This is a genomic window from Clostridium sp. Marseille-Q2269 (assembly GCF_943736985.1).
GTDB lineage: Bacteria > Bacillota > Clostridia > Clostridiales > Clostridiaceae > Clostridium_F.
In genome coordinates this window covers 1-18,947 of the sequence record NZ_CALSFS010000006.1, presented here as the reverse complement: position 1 = coordinate 18,947, position 18,947 = coordinate 1, and the positions used below count along the sequence as shown (strand labels likewise).

The window sequence follows — 18,947 nt, the reverse complement described above, 5'->3', positions numbered from 1 at the left end:
TATAAAAACTAACTTTAAATACCATTACTACAAAATTTAAATAATTATTCTCTATAATCAGGTAACTGCAAATATGAAATAAATATAAATATATTTATAAATACTTTTACATAAATAAGTATACTAATATAATTTTAATAAAATAAATACACTTCATAAACAGATTTATACGTTTATGAAGTGTATTTTGTTGTTCCAGATTAAAATAATATCTATTATGATATATAATTTTTATTTTACAAACTCTATTATGCCTTGTCCTAATTTAGCTATACGGGCTAGTGAGTATACATCATACCCTTTATCTTCCAACATCTTACGTCCAGGTTGAAATGATTTTTCAATAACAATTCCCAATCCTGAAACTTTAGCTCCTGCCTCTTTAACTAAACGTGCAGCCCCTGACGCAGCTTCTCCATTTGCTAAAAAGTCATCTATAATTAGTATATTATCTTCTTTTGTGATATATTTTTTAGATAATGTTAATTCATAATCTGATCCTTTTGTAAAAGAATGTACTGTAGTTTGATATACATCTCCATTTAAAATTTTTGAACTCTGTTTTTTTAATGTTACCATTGGCAAATTCATTTGCATTGCTGTCATAACAGCTGGAGCGATTCCCGAACTTTCAATGGTAAATACCTTTGTAATTTCATGTTCCTTGAAATAATCTTTAAAATAAGTTCCTATTTCATACATTAAATCCGGATCTACTTGATGGTTTAAAAATGAATCTACTTTTAATACAGTTTTGGATAATGCATGACCCTCTTGTAAAATACGATTTTGTAATTTTTCCATTTATATCACCTCGTGAGAATTCTTATTTGTCTTCTTTTAATATTACATTTAATAATAATGCTACAATTGTGCCAGTAGAAATCCCTGATGAAAAAATCATTTTTAACGCCTCTGGTAATTTAGCAATAAATTCTGGACGGAAAGTAACTCCTAATCCTAATCCAATAGCTGTTGCAACTATTAACATATTTCTATTACTTATCTTCACCGTACTTAAAGTTTGAATTCCTGCTGCGGCAACTGTTCCAAACATAACAATTCCTACTCCACCTAATACTGGCTGTGGCATTATATTTATTAATGCAGCAAATTTAGGAAATAGTCCTAAGATAATCAATAATATTCCAGCCATCATTGTTACATAACGGCTAGCTACTTTTGTTAACGGAATCAATCCAATATTTTGGCTAAATGATGTGTTAGGCATGGCACCAAAGAAACCTGCTAACATACTTCCTACACCATCTGATAAAACCCCTGCTGCAATGGGCTTTTCATCTGATCTAATCTGAGAAACTTCACTAATAGCTTTAAGGCATCCCACAGTTCCTATTACAGTAACAAAATATGCAGGAATAAAAGGTAACACCGCTTCTAAATTAAAATTAACACCATGTGCTAAAATTCTAGGTAATTCTATCCAACTTGCTTTACTCACCGATGAAAAATCTACCATTCCAAGTGGAATGCAAACTATATATCCTATAATCATTCCTATTAATATTGAAGCACTGCTTATTAGACCTTTTCCATAGTGATTTAAAAGCAATGTAACCGCCATTATAAATAAAGCAATACCTATATTTTTTAAATCTCCATAATTGGGTGATCCAACACCACCAGCTGCCCAATCTATTGAAACTGGTAGTAAAGTCAATCCAATTAAACTTACTACTGTTCCTGTTACAATAGGTGGAAATAGTTTCATTAATGGCTTAACAAAAAAACTTAAAATAATTACCATAAAAGCTCCTAAAATTGTTGCACCAAATATACCCGATAATCCAAATTTACCACCAACAGCAATAGCTGGTGCAACAAATGTAAAATCAGTACCCATAATGCAAGCAACTCTTGCTCCAACAGGTCCTATACCTTTGGATTGAATAAAAGTAGCCACTCCTGCAGCTAAAATAGCCCCACTAATTAAGGCCGTTGAAGTTTGAGCATCAAACTTTAAGGCAGCAGAAACAACAATAGGAACAACGATTATTCCTCCAAAAGCCGCAAAAATATGCTGTAGTCCTAGTAAAATTTGCATTAATATTTGTGGTTTATCATTCACCCCATATATTAACTTCACATCCATCTGATTTTTACTCATATTTACTATTTTTCCTCCCTAAATTTATTAGTGCTCTAAAATTTATTTATCATACAGCAAATCAAGGTACATAAATAAGAATCCACCTATATAGGTAAACAATTTTGTAAAACAAAAAAACACCTCAATAAAAATTGAGGTGTTGAGTTCATAACAAATAGACATACTGTATGTCCATTTACAAAATACACAATACCCCGTAGTCTGCTAATTTATGGTTAGCAGGTAGAAACTTTCGGACCATATTACCGATGATATACGAGCTTCTTAATATGATATATGACATTATAACATATTTTTTATCTTATTGATAATTAAATATAATTTTTTTAAAATATAACTTACTTTTAAGTGAATTCTTTTGAATTATTTACAATTATGAGATAGCCAATGTTTAATATGCAGAATATAATTGTGTACGCTGAATTTAACTAGCATAACAGGTAAATTTAAACTATTAATATTTTAAAGCTAAAGATCATTTTAGGATTTTAATATTTTATTTGGTAAATACTATAAATTTATATTTACACTAATACATTTTGCTTACTATATAATCTGAAATAGGTTCCTTTATTATTGATTAATTCATCATGTGTTCCCTGTTGTTCAATACCATTTCCATTTAAAACTACAATCTTATGTGCATTTTTTACTGTAGATATTCTATGAGCTATAATCAAAGTGGTGCGGCCCTTGCACAAAGCTTCCAATGCTTTTTGAATAGCTGCTTCTGTTTAAGAATCCAAAGCTGATGTAGCTTCATCTAATATTAAAATAGATGGATTTTTAAGAAACATTCTTGCAATTGACAATCTTTGTTTTTATCCTCCAGATAATTTTATTCCTCTTTCTCCTATAAATGTATCTAATCCATCTGGTTGAGCTAATATAACATCCTCAAGTTGAGCCTGTCTTACAGCCTTCCATATTTCATCGTCTGTTGCATTGAGTTTACCATAAGCTATATTTTCTCTGATTGTTCCATCAAAAAGGAATATATCCTGCTGTACAATACCAATATGCCCTCTTAAAGAATTAATAGTTATATTATTAATGTTAATACCATCTATTGTTATACTACCATCTTCAATATTGTAAAATCTAGGTAACAAACTATATAATGTACTTTTTCCCCATCCTGATGGACCAACTAATGCTACGGTTTGTCCTGCATCTATATTTAAATCAATATGATTTAGTACTTTACTATCTTTTCCTTCATATGCAAAGATAACATTATTATATGATATGTCTCCCTTTACTGTCTTAACTGATTTTGGTGCTAGTATAAAGTAGTGTACACATTAAATCGAACTAAGTAAAATAATATTTAGTTAAGAAAGGATGTGTCCATTATGGGAAATGGCACAAGATACGATCAAGAATATAAAGATATGATAGTAGACTTATTTAAGTCAGTCATGAGCTTATCAGAGCTAAATAACAAATATGGCATTGCAAAATCAACAAACAACGGATGGATTAAAGATGTAAAAGAAATTAAAATAGAGGTTATCTTCAGTAACTTCTATAACAATTGTTTTACCAATAAGTTCAGGTGGAACAGAGTATATGTTCTGTTTATATTTAAAGAGAGCATTTATATTTACCTTTACTGATGTGGTGATATTTTTGTAAAAAGAACATACCTTATCATGTGGTAGTGGCAAGAGATGTTCTTTTTCTTTGTTAAAAACTAATATAGGCGGTAAGCCTGTAGCTTGACATATCCTTGAATTAGCTTCATTTGTTATAATACTCATCTTTTCATGTAACTCCTGTAAATTTTCCACAATACTATTGTAATTCATTATTTCATCTATTATTCTCATTGGATTTTCCACTTTTGCTTTAGTATTAGGTCTTGCTCTAATACAAGGAACTATTTTAAATCCAAAATCATCGGCTAATTGCTTAAATTTATTGTTAATTTTTCCTTCGGAACCTTCGGTTCTTGCCTGATCCATCATTGTTGATGCATTATCTATTAATATTTCTTCTGGAACACCTCCTATTATTTCAAATGCGTTAGCTAAAAAATCAAATAAATGATTTTGGCTAGTTGAAGGATAAATAGTCCATACTTTGAATCTAGATGCTGATAACACTAAACTACCTACATTTATAATCATTTCATTTCCATCTTTAAATGAAAATTTGAGCTTTTCTTTCCAATCAAATTGAGCTTGCTTGCCAAATGGAGTTTCGGATTTTATAGCATCTTTTTTGGACTTTGGATTAAAATGCTCAGCAAAATTGCTATTTTTTAGAATGAAATAATTGAAATTACTCCTAGAACACTCTAGTCCATGCTCTCTAACGACATATCTATATAGATGTGATTTGTAATAGAATATCTGTTTATTTTCTGCTGATAATAAAGAAGTAATAATATCGTAATAATCGTCTATTTTAGATTTTTTCTGTTTTCGTTCCTTTTGTACATTACCTTCATAATATTTTTTTACAGTTCTTCTATCAACGCCTAATTTTCTTCCTAGTTCACTGAAATTTGGTTTTCCCAAGTTGTTAACCTCCACTAATATTTTTAATTTGCCTAAATCCTCCACTGAGTTTACTTCTATTTCAGTATTAATTTTCATCTTTACATTCATATTCATCACCCAATAATACTGTAAAGAATTTAGGCAATGTTGTACATAAAAATATTAGCAACTTAGTACATTTTTATTTTAGCATTAATATATATCTCAATTGTAGAAAATTCAACTATGGAAATGGAACTATTTATCGTCTACCTAAAGAAAATGGATACAGCTGGTTTATAGAAGTTCAACCTGATGATGGTTTACTTTTTACTGATTCATATGTTTGATTATTAAAACCAGTAACTCATACCTACCACATTCCAGAAGATCATATATGGATATGCTCTTTATATAGAGGTAATATTGCTATTGTGGGAAAAGGTGAAAAATCCAGACTTTTATATCAAGGTATCCATTTATTTGTTAATAAAGGGAAACAAATTAAGATAATTATTAATGAAGATGAACCTGTATGGTGCACCTTTACTATTTTATTTGAAGATTTTATAATTAAACATCTAAATAAATTTTCATCTAAACCATTATTTTTATTATCCAAAAATATATCTTTAAAACCTGACCACTATAATACTCCTGATTTACTTATGGTTTTTGAGCAACTAAAATATGTAATTAGATTTTTATCTCATGATGAAATGAGTATTCATAATATTTCTACAACATTAGGTTATGAAAGTGCTAGTAAATTTTCGGCAGCATTTAAAAAAGTCTACGGCATTACACCTAGTGTATTTCGAAAATCTTTTAATCTATAATTCTGTTTTAAGGGAAAAACATTTTAAAGTAATTATTTATAAAATGCTATAACTATAAATCAAATAATAACTTACAGAAATTATTATTTAATTATACATAAAAGTACCCTATGAGATAGACTTTTTTAAAGTATCTAACCTATAGGGTACATTTTATTATACTATTAATGGATGGAATTTATTTTGTAACTTTAATATATTGAAATAAATTACCAATGTATATTGTTTATTCTAATATAATCTAGTTATTAAATTTATATTTATAATACATTAATAAACATTGTGTACTATGATGTTTACATTAATAACCAAGTTATATTTAAAAAAATTTAGTGTATAATTTTAATTAGTTAAATATATATTCTCATATTTATTTAAAAATGTACTGAACTATAAAACAGTACAATTTAAAATTGATAATCTACATACTAATTTATAAAAACAAAAAATCCTTATAAAGTTAGAGGTTAAAGGAATGAAATTTTGGAAAAAAATATTTATTTACTCCATGGTATTGTTCATTATTATATTTAATGGTGTAGGAATATTTATTATAGAAAATATTTATATAAGAGACTTAAATAGAACTATAGCATCAACCATAGATGAACATAAAAGACTAGAAGGAAGTATTTATTTGAATAGAGATATAATACGTCAAAATAATACTTATCAAGATATTCAGTTAAAAAATCTTCTTAGAATAGCCGTTGCAGAGTATTTTAATAATGATAAAATAACTGAAAATGCTGTAGAATTTTATACTGAAAATGATGATTTGATTTTTTCAAATTCAAGAATAAAAATTAATAACAAAAGAATTGAGCTATATAACGCTAAATTTGATGAAAGACGTTTTTTAATTAGAAAAATTAATGATAAAAAATATCTATTTATATGCTCTAAAATTAAAATACAAGAAGATACTTTAAAATTTATTCTAATGAAAGATATAAATTATATAGAAAAAGAAAAAAAAGAAAATTATAATATTTTTCTTTGGTTAGACCTAATAGTACTCACAACACTTGGTTTAGGAATGTATTTTATATCTAAAAAAGTTACTAAACCTATATTACAATTTAGCCAAATATCTAAAGAAATAGCACAAGGAGATTATAGTAAACGTGCCATTATTAAAAACACTCAAGATGAAATTGGTGAACTTGCAAATAATTTTAATATTATGGTTGAAACAACAGAAAAAACTATAGATGAATTAAAAGATTTAAATGAGGCAAAACAGCGATTCATAGATAGTTTAACTCACGAATTTAAAACACCTCTTACATCAATTATTGGATACTCTGATTTACTTATTAATGGCAAAATTAATGAAGAAATCAAGATTAAAGCACTAAATTACATAAACTCAGAAGGTAAAAGATTAGAAAATTTATGTTCCACTTTGATAAAATTAATATTAATTAATAAAAATGAAATAAATTTAGAAAAATTGTCATTAAATGAATGTATTGAGGTTGCTTATAAAAGTTTAAGCTTAAAAAAAGACAATAATAATTTAACTATAAAATTTAATGTTCATGACAATATATATGTAAATGGAGACAAGCAGCTTATAATTGTACTATTGATTAATATTTTAGATAACGCTATAAAGGCTTCAATAAGTGGAAGTATTATTGAAATAAAATCTAATTTGGACAAACGTCATGAAAGAATTCAACTATCTATAAAAGATAACGGTGTTGGTATACCTAAAAATGAATTGGACAAAATTAAAGAACCTTTTTATATGGTGGATAAAGCTAGAGATAGAGCTAAAAGTGGAATTGGTCTAGGATTATCAATATGCGATAAAATATGTACTGTAAATAACATTAGATTTCTAATTAATAGTGAACTTAACGAAGGTACAGAAGTAATACTTGAATTTATTAAGGAGCGTTCTTCATTATGAAAAGAATTATTATATTAGTTTTATCTGTCCTATTAGTAATATGGGGTTTAACACATTGTACACTGTTTTCCAAATATCATACAGATAAATTGTACTCTGAAAAAGATATAAATAAAAACTTAAAATTTAATAATTTACAAAGTAGTAACTCACTAACAAGAGAAAAGGCATTAAAAAAAGCTTTAGATATTTTTAAAAAAGGTTTTAATGTAGATATGAACAGAAATGAACTAATTGAGAATATAAGAATAGAAACAGATTATAAAAGTGGTAATCTTTGTTGGAATATAACATTAAGATCTATTGACAATATGTATTTTTCTCAATGCATAATAGATACTACCACTGAAGAAATAACCTATTTAACTTATAATAAAAGCGAAGGGCCCATTATAGGTAAGTATTCATTATTAAGTAAAAAAGAAATACTTCAAATATCAAATTCTTTATTTAAAGAGTTAAAAATAAATCCTAATAACTATTATATTAAGTATGATGAGAATATTAAAAATTATAAGACAGATCAATATAAAATAATTTATTTTCAAGATATGAAACATAAAGATAATAAATTTATGATAACTATAAATTGTAAAAGCAAAAGTGTGTTTTTATTTCAAAAACTTTAATATAATGATGGAACTCCAAAATATATAATATGATTATAGGAGGAAACTAAATGAAAAAAGTTTTAGTAGTTGAAGATCAAATAGCTATTAGAGAACTTATAGCTATTAACCTTGAAATGGCAGGCTATGAAGTAATTCAAGCTGAAGACGGAAACTTAGCAATGGATTATATTCAAAATAAACATATGGATATTATTCTTCTAGATATTATGTTGCCTAAAACTGATGGCTTTACTTTAATTGCAAAGATTAAAAGTAAAGGTATACCAGTAATATTTGTTACAGCTAAGGATTCTACTATTGATAAAGTTAGAGGGCTAAAATTAGGTGCAGATGATTATATAACTAAGCCCTTCGAAAGTATAGAACTGTTAGCTAGAATAGAAGCAGTGCTAAGAAGATGTGGAAATATAGAAGAAAATATAAGATTTAAGCATTTAGATATATTCCCAGATCAGAGATTAGTGAAAAGTAATGGTGATATTGTAGATATAACTTTAAAAGAATATGAATTATTAATTTTATTTTTGAATAACAAAAATATTGCCCTATCTAGAGACCAAATTTTAGAAAAGGTTTGGGGATATGATTACTATGGAGAAACAAGAACTGTGGATATTCATGTTCAAAGACTTAGAGAAAAATTAGATTTAAAAAATTATATAAAAACCATATATAAAGTTGGTTATATGCTTGAAGATTAATTTTTTAAGTTGCTAATTAGTTTTATCACTAATTAAGCAACTTTTTTTATAATACATATACATTTTGCAGCTAACAAACAAATAGCATAATAGTTTGAAATATTTCCATGATATATTCAATTATAAATAGGATTATATTTAATTTTTTCCAAATATTTACCGATTAAAAATTCAAATAACATTAATGCATTGAGATAAAAAGAATTAGATAATTTATTTCTATCATCAATAGTATGCATGTCATATACTTTAATATTTAATGACATTTTAATAACCTCCTATTTTATTTATAATTACTTTGGTTACAACAATTCCAAAAAAATTTTCATCTATGATAATTAACTTATTTCCACAAGTTATGAATTTAATAAGTAGTTGTAACCTTCTAAGTTACACCCATTATAAAAAAATTGATCTATTTCTTAATTTTTTTTCTTATACCTGTAACTATATATTCCATGGTTACATTCTCTAATACCTGTTCCATAGCTTCTTGGGCATTTAACAAAACACCTTCCATAACAGATTGAATATTTGCGCCAATAGGACAATTTATATTTGGTGAGTCATGAAATTGAAATAATTCTCCCTCTTTCACCACCTCTACAGCCCTATAAACATCTAGCAATATTATCTGATCTAAATCCTTTAATAAATAAGCTCCACCAGTGCCTGCTATAACATTAACTAAACCAGCTCTTTTTAACATTCCTATTACTCTTCGTATAACAACGGGATTGGTATTTACACTACCTGCTATCCACTCAGAAGTACATAAGTTTTTATCTTCCATAGATAATATGGATAAAATATGAACTGCTACAGAAAATCTACTGCTTATTTTCATTATTATCACTCCTGTTGTAACTATTGTAGTTCTAACTATGATTAAAGTTAATAGCTTTATAAATTCTTTTTACTGCAAAATTATAGTTTTTGCAGTAAATAAAGGATAAATTTATAAAAAATACTGTATTATTACCAAAAGGTATTACCTTAAAATCAACATATAACGATATTATTAAGGCTTATGATACTCCAAAAATTGATTATATAAAAAAGCAGGATCAATTTCCTATTTTATTGAATATATTAGTAAATAAGGATAAGAACTTCATATTAAATTTAATAAAAATATAAAAATTATTACCCCAATAAGATTTTACTTATTGGGATTGGTAAACCTACTTCCATTTTTCATTGGAGGCTTTATTTTTTTCTACATCTATCTATAAGATCTTTAAACCTTTTCAAAATCATTTTGAATAAAGTCATTATAAATTAATTAGATTTTAATTCTTCTATTTTTTTTAATAATATTTCTTGATTTTTTTTATATTCTTCCTGTTGATCTATTAACATATCAATTTTATTGTACAAATCTTCTATTATAATTTCAGATTTTAAATTAACAAGGTAGTTATTTGCAGCAGTTAATCTATCTCTTTCCACTTGACGATTTTGTGACATCATTATTATTGGCGCTTGTATAGCCGCAAGACAAGATAATATTAGATTCAAAAATACAAAAGGATATGGATCAAATGCTTTATTGCTTAAAATAACAGCATTACCTATAATCCAAATCGATAATACTACACCAAAAGTAATTATAAATGTCCAACTTCCACCAAATGTAGCTATTTTATCAGCAGTTCTTTGTCCTAATGTTAAATTGTTATCATGTGCATTATTTATATTCTTTGAAATCTTACCACTAATAAGTTCATGAAATAATTCTTCATCAATATTACTGCCTTTTAAATCCTTATCTTTTTCTAATATTTTCCGTATTAACTCTTCTTTGCTGTAGGACATTACATTCTTATCATCCATAAATAATCTCCCCTGTTCATTATTTAATTTTTTAATATTTCACATTAATCCTCTGTATATTCTAAAATTTTTTCTTCCCTTACAAAAAGTATTTCTTTATATAATAGCCTATTTTATCCATAATAGTAAATCTTCTTCTTGGTATATATTCTCCTTTATTAGTATAAATTATAATATTTTTAAATAACCTATGCAACTTGTAAGTTTATTTCATATTTTTTAAATAGGCTACTAAAACTTAGGATAATTTTTTCATATTTAAAACAAATCTTGTATAGATTTATAAACAACTAAAAACCCCTTGAATAGACTATCTATTCAAGGGGTAAAATATTCATTAATTAAATAATAGTAATATTTTCTGCTTGAGGTCCTTTTGGTCCCTTAACAACGTCATAAGAAACTTTTTGACCTTCTTCAAGTGATTTGTAACCTTCTGAATTTATTTGAGAAAAATGTGCAAAAACATCATTTCCATCTTCTCCTGTAATAAATCCAAATCCTTTTTCTCCATTAAACCATTTTACTGTACCATTCATATAATGTGTACCTCCGAAATTTTATTCTTAAATTCATTGTAATAACCCACTAATAAAATTTCCATATCACCATACTATATTTATTAAGTACTAATTGAAATATATTTATGTTACATTATTTACTCTTAATTTAAGTTCTTATTAAGAATAACACAGTTTATTATATAAAACAAGTTATTTTAATATAAAACAAGTTATTTTAATATTAAACAACCCATTTATTAAGGGGAAATTGAAATAAAAAAGACAAAAGATTCATACAAAAACACTCTAGTATTACCAAAAGATATCACTTTAAAATCAACATATAATGATGTTATTAAAGCCTATGGTACTGGAAAAGTTGATCATATGAAACAAGTAGGATGGGTAAATGATCTTGATAAATATAGACAAGAATTTCATATTGAATTTCATAAAAATACAAAGCTTATCTCCTTAATAAGATTAGAAAAAATACCAATGAAATAAAACATTATGATGAAATCCAACACTAAATTTTTGATATTAAACTGAATCAGCTTTGATTTTTTGCAAATATTTACCAATTAAAAATTCAAATAACATTAATGCATTGGGATAAAAAGAATTAGATAATTTATTTCTATCATCAATAGTATGCATGTCGTATATTTTAAAATTTATATCTGACATTTTAGCTAATGTATTTTCTGATTCTCCTGTAAAAGAAATTATTTTTATTCCATTTTTTCTAGCAGATTTAGAAGTTTTTATCAAAAACTCCGTCTCACCAGATTTTGAAATAGCTATTAATAATTTACCCTTTACAGCATTTACATCATAGCTTTCATATGCTTCAGAATAAATGCACTTAAATCCCAGAACTATTAACTTTCTAGTAAAATATTGTGCAATAGAATATGAAAATGCTACTCCACTGGTATATATAACTTCATTTTTATTTTCTATCAATAAATCTATAAAATTATTTATATCATTATTATCTATTAGAGATAATAATTCTTCTAATTCGATTCCATAATATTTATTATTTTTTCCACTATCAAAATAATTTTTTTTATCCTTTAACGTGAAATTTATATTATAGTACATATCCAGAAATCCTGAATATCCCATCTTCTTTGCTAAATTTACAATGGTAGTTGTAGATGTATAATGTTCTTTTGCTATACCTCTTACACCTAATTCTTTCACATGATCTATATTATTTATCATATAACTCAGTATATTCTCTTCTGTTTTACTTAAGTTATATTTGTGTACAATTTTACTAATGTCTAAATTCATATATTTCGCCCCTATTATAAATACTGTAATCTTTATCTTGTAATTACTTTTATTTTATAAATATTTTTATTTTATTATATATCACATTTTACAAAATTAAAAGTAATGACCACTTAAGTAATATGATTACAAATATATTTTTAGCACAATATTTAATAATCTCTTTTAATATTTAATTAGACATTAAATAAATTGTTTTTATCTTTGTTTTACTTTATTATTTAAAATTTTTATATTATAAAAAAACTGCTAAAGTAAATTTTCAAATCACTTTAGCAATATAATGTCACATATATTTTATATTTTAATTAGTCTAAATCAAACTTTATATCTATATTCTATTACAGATATATACTTAAATTGTATTTATGAATTATATATTTTCATGCTAATAATATAAATTTTATTATTTTAGCTCAGGCCAATAACCCTTATTTGCTTCTATTAAATCATCTAAAATATTCTTGGCAACAGATGCACTAGGTACTGTTTTAGAAAGTGTAATAGCCTGCCATAATTTTTGATAAGATTTTTCTATCCAACCTTCAACTACTAACTTTTCCACAGAAACTTGTTGTTCCATTAATCCTTTTTGGAATTGTGGTATTTTACCTACTAATAATGGTTCTGGTCCATTGCTACCAATAATGCAAGGTATTTCAACCATAGCTGTAGGATCAAAGTTTTGAATAGCTCCATTATTTTCTATAATTAATAACATTCTTTCTTTTGTGTTATATGCTATGGCTCTTGCAAGATCAACTATATATGAAGCATGTTCATCTATATGAAGTTCACAACCTTCTGTTGATTGGTTTTCTATAACCTTTCTGCATTCTCCAAATACAAACTTTTCTCTTCCGTCCATTACTTCATTTGCTCTTGTGTATTCCCTATTAGAATGTTTAACAACATAGTCTTGGAATAAATAATATTTTAAATAAGTATTAGGTAATGTATCTGGATCAACAGCATATACATCTTTTGCTTTAGCAAAGGTATCATTCCAACTTGCTTCAGTATGTTGGGTATCCCCTTTGCTAACTACATAACCTTGTTTTGAAACATGTTCTTTTATTTTTGGCATTAAATCATTGCCTTCTTTATCACGAATATCTGTCCACCATCCAAAATGATTAAGTCCATAATAACGAGTTGCCATGTCTTTTCTTGAATTTAATCCTAAGATTTCTGCCATACGTACTTCTATGCCTATTGGCATATCACATATATTTAAAATTTTTGAATTAGGTCTTAATCTTCTAGTAGCTTCTGCAACTATTGCTGCTGGGTTAGAGTAATTTAACATCCATGCATTTGGTGAATATTTTTCCATATAGTCTAGTATCTCAATAACTCCACCAATTGATCTCATTCCATAAGCTATTCCTCCTGGTCCACAAGTCTCTTGACCAAGAACATCATATTTTAAAGGTATTTTTTCATCTAATTCACGCATTGCATATTTTCCAACTCTTATATGAGCCATAACAAAATCTATATCTGTAAAAGCTTCCTCTGGATCTACAGTAGCTAAAAATTCAATTTCAGGTGCTTTTTCTTTTAAAATAATTTCACAAGCTCCAGCAACTACTGCTTGTCTTTCCTTATCATTATCATAGAATTTTAATTTTCTTATAGGGAATTTATCCAAATTGTCTAAAAGCATTAATATTATCCCTGGTGTAAAGGTACTTCCACCGCCAGCTATTGTTACTGAAAATTTTTTCATAATTATTCCTTCTTTCTAAGTTTATATTTATAATTTAACAGATTTTCTAATCTACTTAAATACAAAAACCACATAAAAAAACATGTTAAGTTAACTAGTAATTTGTTTTATATTAACTTAATTTTTAATACCCAAATATTTATCTACTATACTTCTGATTTTATTTACCTTTGGCCCATATATTACTTGAACATTATTGCCCTTCTTTATTACTCCAACAGCTCCAGTACCCTTTAAAGATGCTTCATCAACTAAATTTGAATCTTTAAGCTTTAGCCTTAAACGAGTAAAGCAATTATCCACTGTTTCAATATTTTCTTTTCCACCAACAGCTTTAACTATTATACCTGCCAAATTAGGCTCTGATTCTTTAGATGCTGCAGCTTCTTCTGAACTTTTATCTAAACTCTCTTTAAATTCTTTTTTATTTACTAATTTTACTTCATTGTCTTCTCTACCAGGGGTTTTAAGACTAAATTTTTTAATTAAAAATGTAAATATAAAGAAATATAGTACTAATTGCACTAATCCAACAGCAATAAATATAGGCCATTTAGTCCTACCAATTCCTGCTGGTAAATTATAGGCTATAAAATCTATAAATCCACTTGCTGCATAAGTTCTAACTCCTAATAAAGCCACTACTGCTTCAAATATACCATCTAAAACTGAGTGAACTACCCATAAAAATGGTGCTACAAATAAGAATGTAAACTCTAAAGGTTCTGTAATACCAACTAAAATTGATGTTGCTACTGCAGGCAATAAAATAGATTTTAATTTAACTTTATTTTTAGGTTTAGCTGTTTTGTAAAATGCCAATGCAGCTCCCACTAATCCAAACATTTTAACCATACCATACTGTAAATACTTTGCTGATGAATGAAATACTTTTATAGATGGATCAGCTAATTGGGCTAAAAATATGTTATATGCTCCATAATAATTTTGTCCATTTACAGCCAATTCTCCACCAATATTAGAATAAGAAAATGGTGTCCATATTAGATGATGCAACCCAGTTGGAATTAAAAATCTATTTAAGAATCCATATAAAAATACGCCTATAGAACCAGCTGAATTTATAAATCCAGTTAAAGCGCTAATGCCACTTGCCACTACAGGCCATATATAACTAAATAACACCGCCAATACCAATAAAATAGGAACTAGTACTATAAATACAAGTTTTGTATTCCCATATAACCCTAATGCTCCTGGGAACTCTTTATTACAGCATTTATTATGAATAATGGCTACCACTACTCCAAGAATCATTCCTAAAAAAACTCCCATATCTATTACCTGAAACCCCAATTGCACAGTCTGTCCAGTTCCATATAAATCTGCAGAAACTTTATATTTTACTAATTTTCCTGTTAAAGTAAGCCATTGATTATTAGCTCCTAAATATACTAGGTAAGAAAATACAGCTACCAATGCAGCTTCTGCTTTCTTTTCTTTTGCTATTCCCATAGCTATTCCTACACAAAAAATAATGCTCAAATTATTCATAATAGGCCAAAGTCCACTGCCTATAAATTTACCTATATTCATAAAAAAATCCTTTTGTCCTACAATAGAAGGATTACTTAAAATAGAAGATAAAGCTAAAATTATACCTACAATAGGCAAAAACAGTACAGGGACAATTATAGCCTTAGCAAATATTTGCATTTTATCTACTATTAAATCTTTCATTTATGATCGCTCCTTTTCAAACATAATTTCACTTTTAAAATGTCAGTTATAACTTTCCATATAGTACTTAAATACCATCTTGTAAATAATCGTAAAAATTAATAATTATTCCTTTTTAAAATTTTCTCCTTTCCTTAAAATCCATTAAAATGTTTACATTTCCACTTTAACAAATTTTCCACAGTATTTTAATACAAAATAACCATTTAGAAACAATTTAAGTAAATTCATAACAGGTTTTTAACGTTTACATTTATGTTAAAAATAATTATATTTATATATACATTTAATATTGCTTATTTCTTTTTAATATTATATAAATATACTATTTAATTAGGGTGTGTCTTAAAACTAACTAGTGCAAAAGACTTAAATTTTAGGTATAATAATATAAAAAACTATGAGGTTAAAACAATGACACAAAAACGCTACGAAATATCAGATGAACAATGGAATCAAATAAAAAACTTATTTCCCGTTGCAAAGACAGGAAGACCACCCAAAGATAATAGAATTATGTTCAATGCCATACTATGGATTGCAAAAAGCGGTGCTGCATGGCGTGATTTACCTGAACGCTTTGGGTCATGGAAAACAGTATATAGTCGTTTTTGTAAGTGGCGTGATGACGGTACTTTAGTAGTAATTTTTAAAGAGCTAACCTCAGAAGCAGATTATGAAAATTTAAGTATCGATTCAACATGCATTAAAGCCTACCAACATAGTGCAGGTGCTAAAAAGGGGCTGTAAACAACGAAACGAAACAACATATTGGATTAAGCCACGGAGGACATACGACAAAAATTCATGCAGTTGTGGATGCCCTTGGCAATTCGGTATACTTGCAATTGTCATCTGGTAATTTACATGACAGTACACAAGCCATAGATATCCTTTCAAACATTGATATACAAGGTAGTAATATTTTAGCTGATAAAGCATATGGCACAAATGAAATTTGTTTATATTTCTGCCATTTTTCTTTTATCTAAATAAGCTCTTGATATATTGTTTTCAGACACGCCCTAGATTATAGATTCAATTTAATTCTCTACTTAGGGTGGTGGGAACATGTATGACAACCTAGTAAAACTTATAAGTAATGTAGGATTCCCCATAGCCATCAGTGTATATCTTTTAGTTAGAGTTGAAAAAAAACTAGATGATTTAATTAAGGATTTTAATGACTATACTAAAAGATCATAATTAGCTGCAAATCACAAAAAAGAAAGGTCTTATTTAGGATCTTTCTTTTTTATTGTAAAAGAATAAATTCTAGGAAAGGTAACTTAAAATTTTCTGCTACTACCATTCCTTAGTCATATATATAGGTGAAATAAAATTTAAAGAAAATAGGGGATGTAAAAAAACATGGCAGTAAATAAGAATCTTTTAGAAAGAAGTCTAGCTATATCTTACCAAGATGGCTTAGATGAGAAAGGAAAAACATAATAAAGAAATCTAGCTACAAAAATGTAAAGTTTGATGCAGAACCAGAGGCCCTTATGACAGTGGTGGATGCCATAGAACCATTAATGCCAGAGGATATATCAGAAGCTACATTATTATAAAATTATACATTATTAAAATAATTAAAGTGAGGAATAAAATATGAGTGCAAAAAAATATCTAAATTTAGTGTTTAGAACTGCAGAAAACACTAGTTCAACCCTAAGAATTCCAAAGGTTAAAGATGAAGTAACAGAAGAGGAAATAAAAAATTGTGGTAAAGCTATAGTGGATCAAAACATATTTCAAACTAAAAATGGAGAACTTTCAAGCCTTAGAGTTGCTAGAATAATAACTACAGATACAGAAGAAATTTAAATAGAAGAATAAATAAAGGCTCTCACATTAAATTGTGGGAGCTTTTTAAGTGTTAAAACTGAAAATATTAAAATACCAAATAAGTTTGGAATTAGGGTATACCTTTTAATGCTTTAATCTTCTTATTTAAAATAAAATAAAATACATAAAATTATGAAAACTAAAAAATAAAAAATAAATTTTATATTTTCTTTTTTAGTATCTTTATTTTTTGAACTCATTGGTTGTCCTCCCTTTTAGATCTTCGTATTTAGTATGAAGATAATAATTTAACTAATACTATGAGTTAATCGGAAATAAATTAACTTATTAGTTATTTTATTTAATAATATAATTATAACAATACCTAATAATATATATTTACTTAGTGCAATAATTGTAATAAGTAAAATTATTGCATAATATATTAATATTTTACTAATATATTTAACCATGTAAAACAAATTTTTAAAAGAATAAGTCTCTATATTATTCATATAAATACTTATTAATGTTACTAATGAACTTCCAATGAAAATTGTAAATAAATTTATCAATAAATAAATAATAATTTGTTTAATTTGTAAATTAAACATAATCAATATAATAAAATTATAAATAAAAATATATATAGCTGGTACTATTCGTGAATAAAAATTTTTTTGAATATAAAAATCATACTTAGAGATTCCACTTAAAGAAAATAAATCTGTTTTATCTTGTTCTATATTAATATTGTCATAAATAATTTGAAATAATATTGATAAAGACATAAAATGATTAATAATTAAAAGAAAAATAAATATATCATTTTTACTGTTTTTTATTGTAAATATAGTAATTATTATAAATATAATCAAAGTAAAAATAATAGATTTTAATCTATCAAAATTTCTAAATAATAATTTTTTATCTTTTTGATAAAAATAAAAATTACTTAAAAATTTTATTTTGATAAGTTGCTTGTTATAACATAAAACATTATCTGAATTATTAATAAAAAGTCCCTTTATATAATAAATCTTATAAAAAATACCGTATGTTATTATGTATATGATTGTATATAACAAAACTAATAAAATCAATAATGATGCCTTTATAGTGTGTTGATTTATCATCATTTTATTGAATTTAATAAATATATGTATAATATGATTATTATTAGCTTTACTAATAATATCAGTAATATTAAAATAATTAGTTATTAATATAACTATAGAAGTAAAAATAATTTCTATGATAGGACTCATATTTTTTATAGTACATCTACTTAAAAAATTTAATGTAAGTTATTCATCAGTTGTAGTAGCAAATAATCTAATATTATTTGTTACATGTATATTAATGACTTCAA

17 protein-coding genes, 4 pseudogenes and 1 riboswitch are annotated in these 18,947 nt (G+C 26.2%); of the genes and pseudogenes, 9 read left to right on the top strand and 12 right to left on the bottom strand.

The window, feature by feature from the left end:
* Positions 1–231: 231 nt before the first annotated feature.
* From NGI68_RS09010 to istA, 5 genes and pseudogenes are all read right to left on the bottom strand, one after another.
* Entirely contained in the window at positions 232–804 is a 573-nt protein-coding gene (locus NGI68_RS09010) for a xanthine phosphoribosyltransferase (protein ID WP_251861141.1), read from the bottom strand.
* A 22-nt stretch (positions 805–826) separates the two neighbouring features.
* Complete coding sequence (locus tag NGI68_RS09005) at positions 827–2,128, bottom strand: nucleobase:cation symporter-2 family protein (RefSeq protein WP_251861140.1); 1,302 nt, start codon at positions 2,126–2,128, stop codon at positions 827–829.
* Positions 2,129–2,308: 180 nt separating this feature from the next.
* A riboswitch (purine riboswitch) is annotated at positions 2,309–2,410 on the bottom strand.
* A gap of 245 nt (positions 2,411–2,655) precedes the next feature.
* Positions 2,656–2,841, bottom strand: a complete 186-nt coding sequence (locus NGI68_RS17245; protein WP_502799378.1) for a hypothetical protein — start codon at positions 2,839–2,841, stop codon at positions 2,656–2,658.
* Positions 2,842–2,865: 24 nt separating this feature from the next.
* A pseudogene (locus NGI68_RS17240) lies at positions 2,866–3,321 on the bottom strand (ATP-binding cassette domain-containing protein).
* Positions 3,322–3,594: 273 nt separating this feature from the next.
* Positions 3,595–4,746 carry an IS21 family transposase gene (istA, locus tag NGI68_RS08995; protein WP_251861139.1) on the bottom strand — a complete coding sequence of 384 codons (1,152 nt, stop codon included), beginning with the start codon at positions 4,744–4,746 and terminating at the stop codon, positions 3,595–3,597.
* 305 nt (positions 4,747–5,051) lie between these two features.
* Here istA and NGI68_RS08990 point away from each other — a divergent pair, with 305 nt between their 5' ends.
* From NGI68_RS08990 to NGI68_RS08975, 4 genes are all read left to right on the top strand, one after another.
* Entirely contained in the window at positions 5,052–5,456 is a 405-nt protein-coding gene (locus NGI68_RS08990; RefSeq protein ID WP_251861138.1) for a helix-turn-helix domain-containing protein, read from the top strand.
* A gap of 475 nt (positions 5,457–5,931) precedes the next feature.
* Positions 5,932–7,377, top strand: a complete 1,446-nt coding sequence (locus NGI68_RS08985; protein WP_251861137.1) for a HAMP domain-containing sensor histidine kinase — start codon at positions 5,932–5,934, stop codon at positions 7,375–7,377.
* Positions 7,374–8,006 (top strand): hypothetical protein, encoded by a 633-nt coding sequence (locus NGI68_RS08980; RefSeq protein ID WP_251861136.1) that lies wholly within the window; start codon positions 7,374–7,376, stop codon positions 8,004–8,006. Before NGI68_RS08985 ends, NGI68_RS08980 begins: the two co-directional genes overlap by 4 nt.
* 50 nt (positions 8,007–8,056) lie before the next feature.
* Positions 8,057–8,710: a response regulator transcription factor gene (locus NGI68_RS08975; RefSeq protein WP_251861135.1), complete on the top strand. Its 654-nt coding sequence runs from the start codon at positions 8,057–8,059 to the stop codon at positions 8,708–8,710.
* A gap of 116 nt (positions 8,711–8,826) precedes the next feature.
* Here NGI68_RS08975 and NGI68_RS08970 read toward each other — a convergent pair.
* From NGI68_RS08970 to NGI68_RS08940, 7 genes and pseudogenes are all read right to left on the bottom strand, one after another.
* Positions 8,827–8,979 (bottom strand): annotated as a pseudogene (locus tag NGI68_RS08970) (MurR/RpiR family transcriptional regulator); the annotation flags it as partial.
* Between the two features lie 146 nt (positions 8,980–9,125).
* The gene (locus NGI68_RS08965; protein ID WP_251861134.1) at positions 9,126–9,557 is read right to left on the bottom strand and encodes an Rrf2 family transcriptional regulator; all 432 of its coding nucleotides are present in this window, start codon (positions 9,555–9,557) and stop codon (positions 9,126–9,128) included.
* Positions 9,558–9,991: 434 nt separating this feature from the next.
* A complete protein-coding gene (locus NGI68_RS08960) occupies positions 9,992–10,546 on the bottom strand; it encodes a DUF1003 domain-containing protein (protein ID WP_251861133.1) in 555 nt (184 codons plus the stop codon).
* A 341-nt stretch (positions 10,547–10,887) separates the two neighbouring features.
* Positions 10,888–11,085, bottom strand: coding sequence for a cold-shock protein (locus tag NGI68_RS08955; protein ID WP_003356423.1), 198 nt, complete (start codon positions 11,083–11,085; stop codon positions 10,888–10,890).
* 507 nt (positions 11,086–11,592) lie between these two features.
* Positions 11,593–12,354, bottom strand: coding sequence for a MurR/RpiR family transcriptional regulator (locus tag NGI68_RS08950; protein WP_251861132.1), 762 nt, complete (start codon positions 12,352–12,354; stop codon positions 11,593–11,595).
* Positions 12,355–12,760: 406 nt separating this feature from the next.
* Positions 12,761–14,086 carry a 6-phospho-alpha-glucosidase gene (locus NGI68_RS08945; protein ID WP_251861131.1) on the bottom strand — a complete coding sequence of 442 codons (1,326 nt, stop codon included), beginning with the start codon at positions 14,084–14,086 and terminating at the stop codon, positions 12,761–12,763.
* Between the two features lie 117 nt (positions 14,087–14,203).
* Positions 14,204–15,787 (bottom strand): PTS transporter subunit EIIC, encoded by a 1,584-nt coding sequence (locus tag NGI68_RS08940; RefSeq protein ID WP_251861130.1) that lies wholly within the window; start codon positions 15,785–15,787, stop codon positions 14,204–14,206.
* Between the two features lie 414 nt (positions 15,788–16,201).
* Here NGI68_RS08940 and NGI68_RS08935 point away from each other — a divergent pair, with 414 nt between their 5' ends.
* The 5 genes and pseudogenes from NGI68_RS08935 to NGI68_RS08920 all read left to right on the top strand — a co-directional run bounded on the left by NGI68_RS08935 (position 16,202) and on the right by NGI68_RS08920 (position 17,614).
* Positions 16,202–16,537 carry an IS5 family transposase gene (locus NGI68_RS08935; protein WP_251861129.1) on the top strand — a complete coding sequence of 112 codons (336 nt, stop codon included), beginning with the start codon at positions 16,202–16,204 and terminating at the stop codon, positions 16,535–16,537.
* A gap of 20 nt (positions 16,538–16,557) precedes the next feature.
* Positions 16,558–16,779: a transposase gene (locus NGI68_RS08930; RefSeq protein ID WP_353505371.1), complete on the top strand. Its 222-nt coding sequence runs from the start codon at positions 16,558–16,560 to the stop codon at positions 16,777–16,779.
* A gap of 79 nt (positions 16,780–16,858) precedes the next feature.
* Positions 16,859–16,972: pseudogene (locus tag NGI68_RS08925) on the top strand (YvrJ family protein); the annotation flags it as partial.
* Positions 16,973–17,158: 186 nt separating this feature from the next.
* Positions 17,159–17,358, top strand: a pseudogene (locus tag NGI68_RS17080) (DUF1659 domain-containing protein).
* A 40-nt stretch (positions 17,359–17,398) separates the two neighbouring features.
* Entirely contained in the window at positions 17,399–17,614 is a 216-nt protein-coding gene (locus NGI68_RS08920; RefSeq protein WP_251861126.1) for a DUF2922 domain-containing protein, read from the top strand.
* Positions 17,615–18,947: the final 1,333 nt, after the last annotated feature.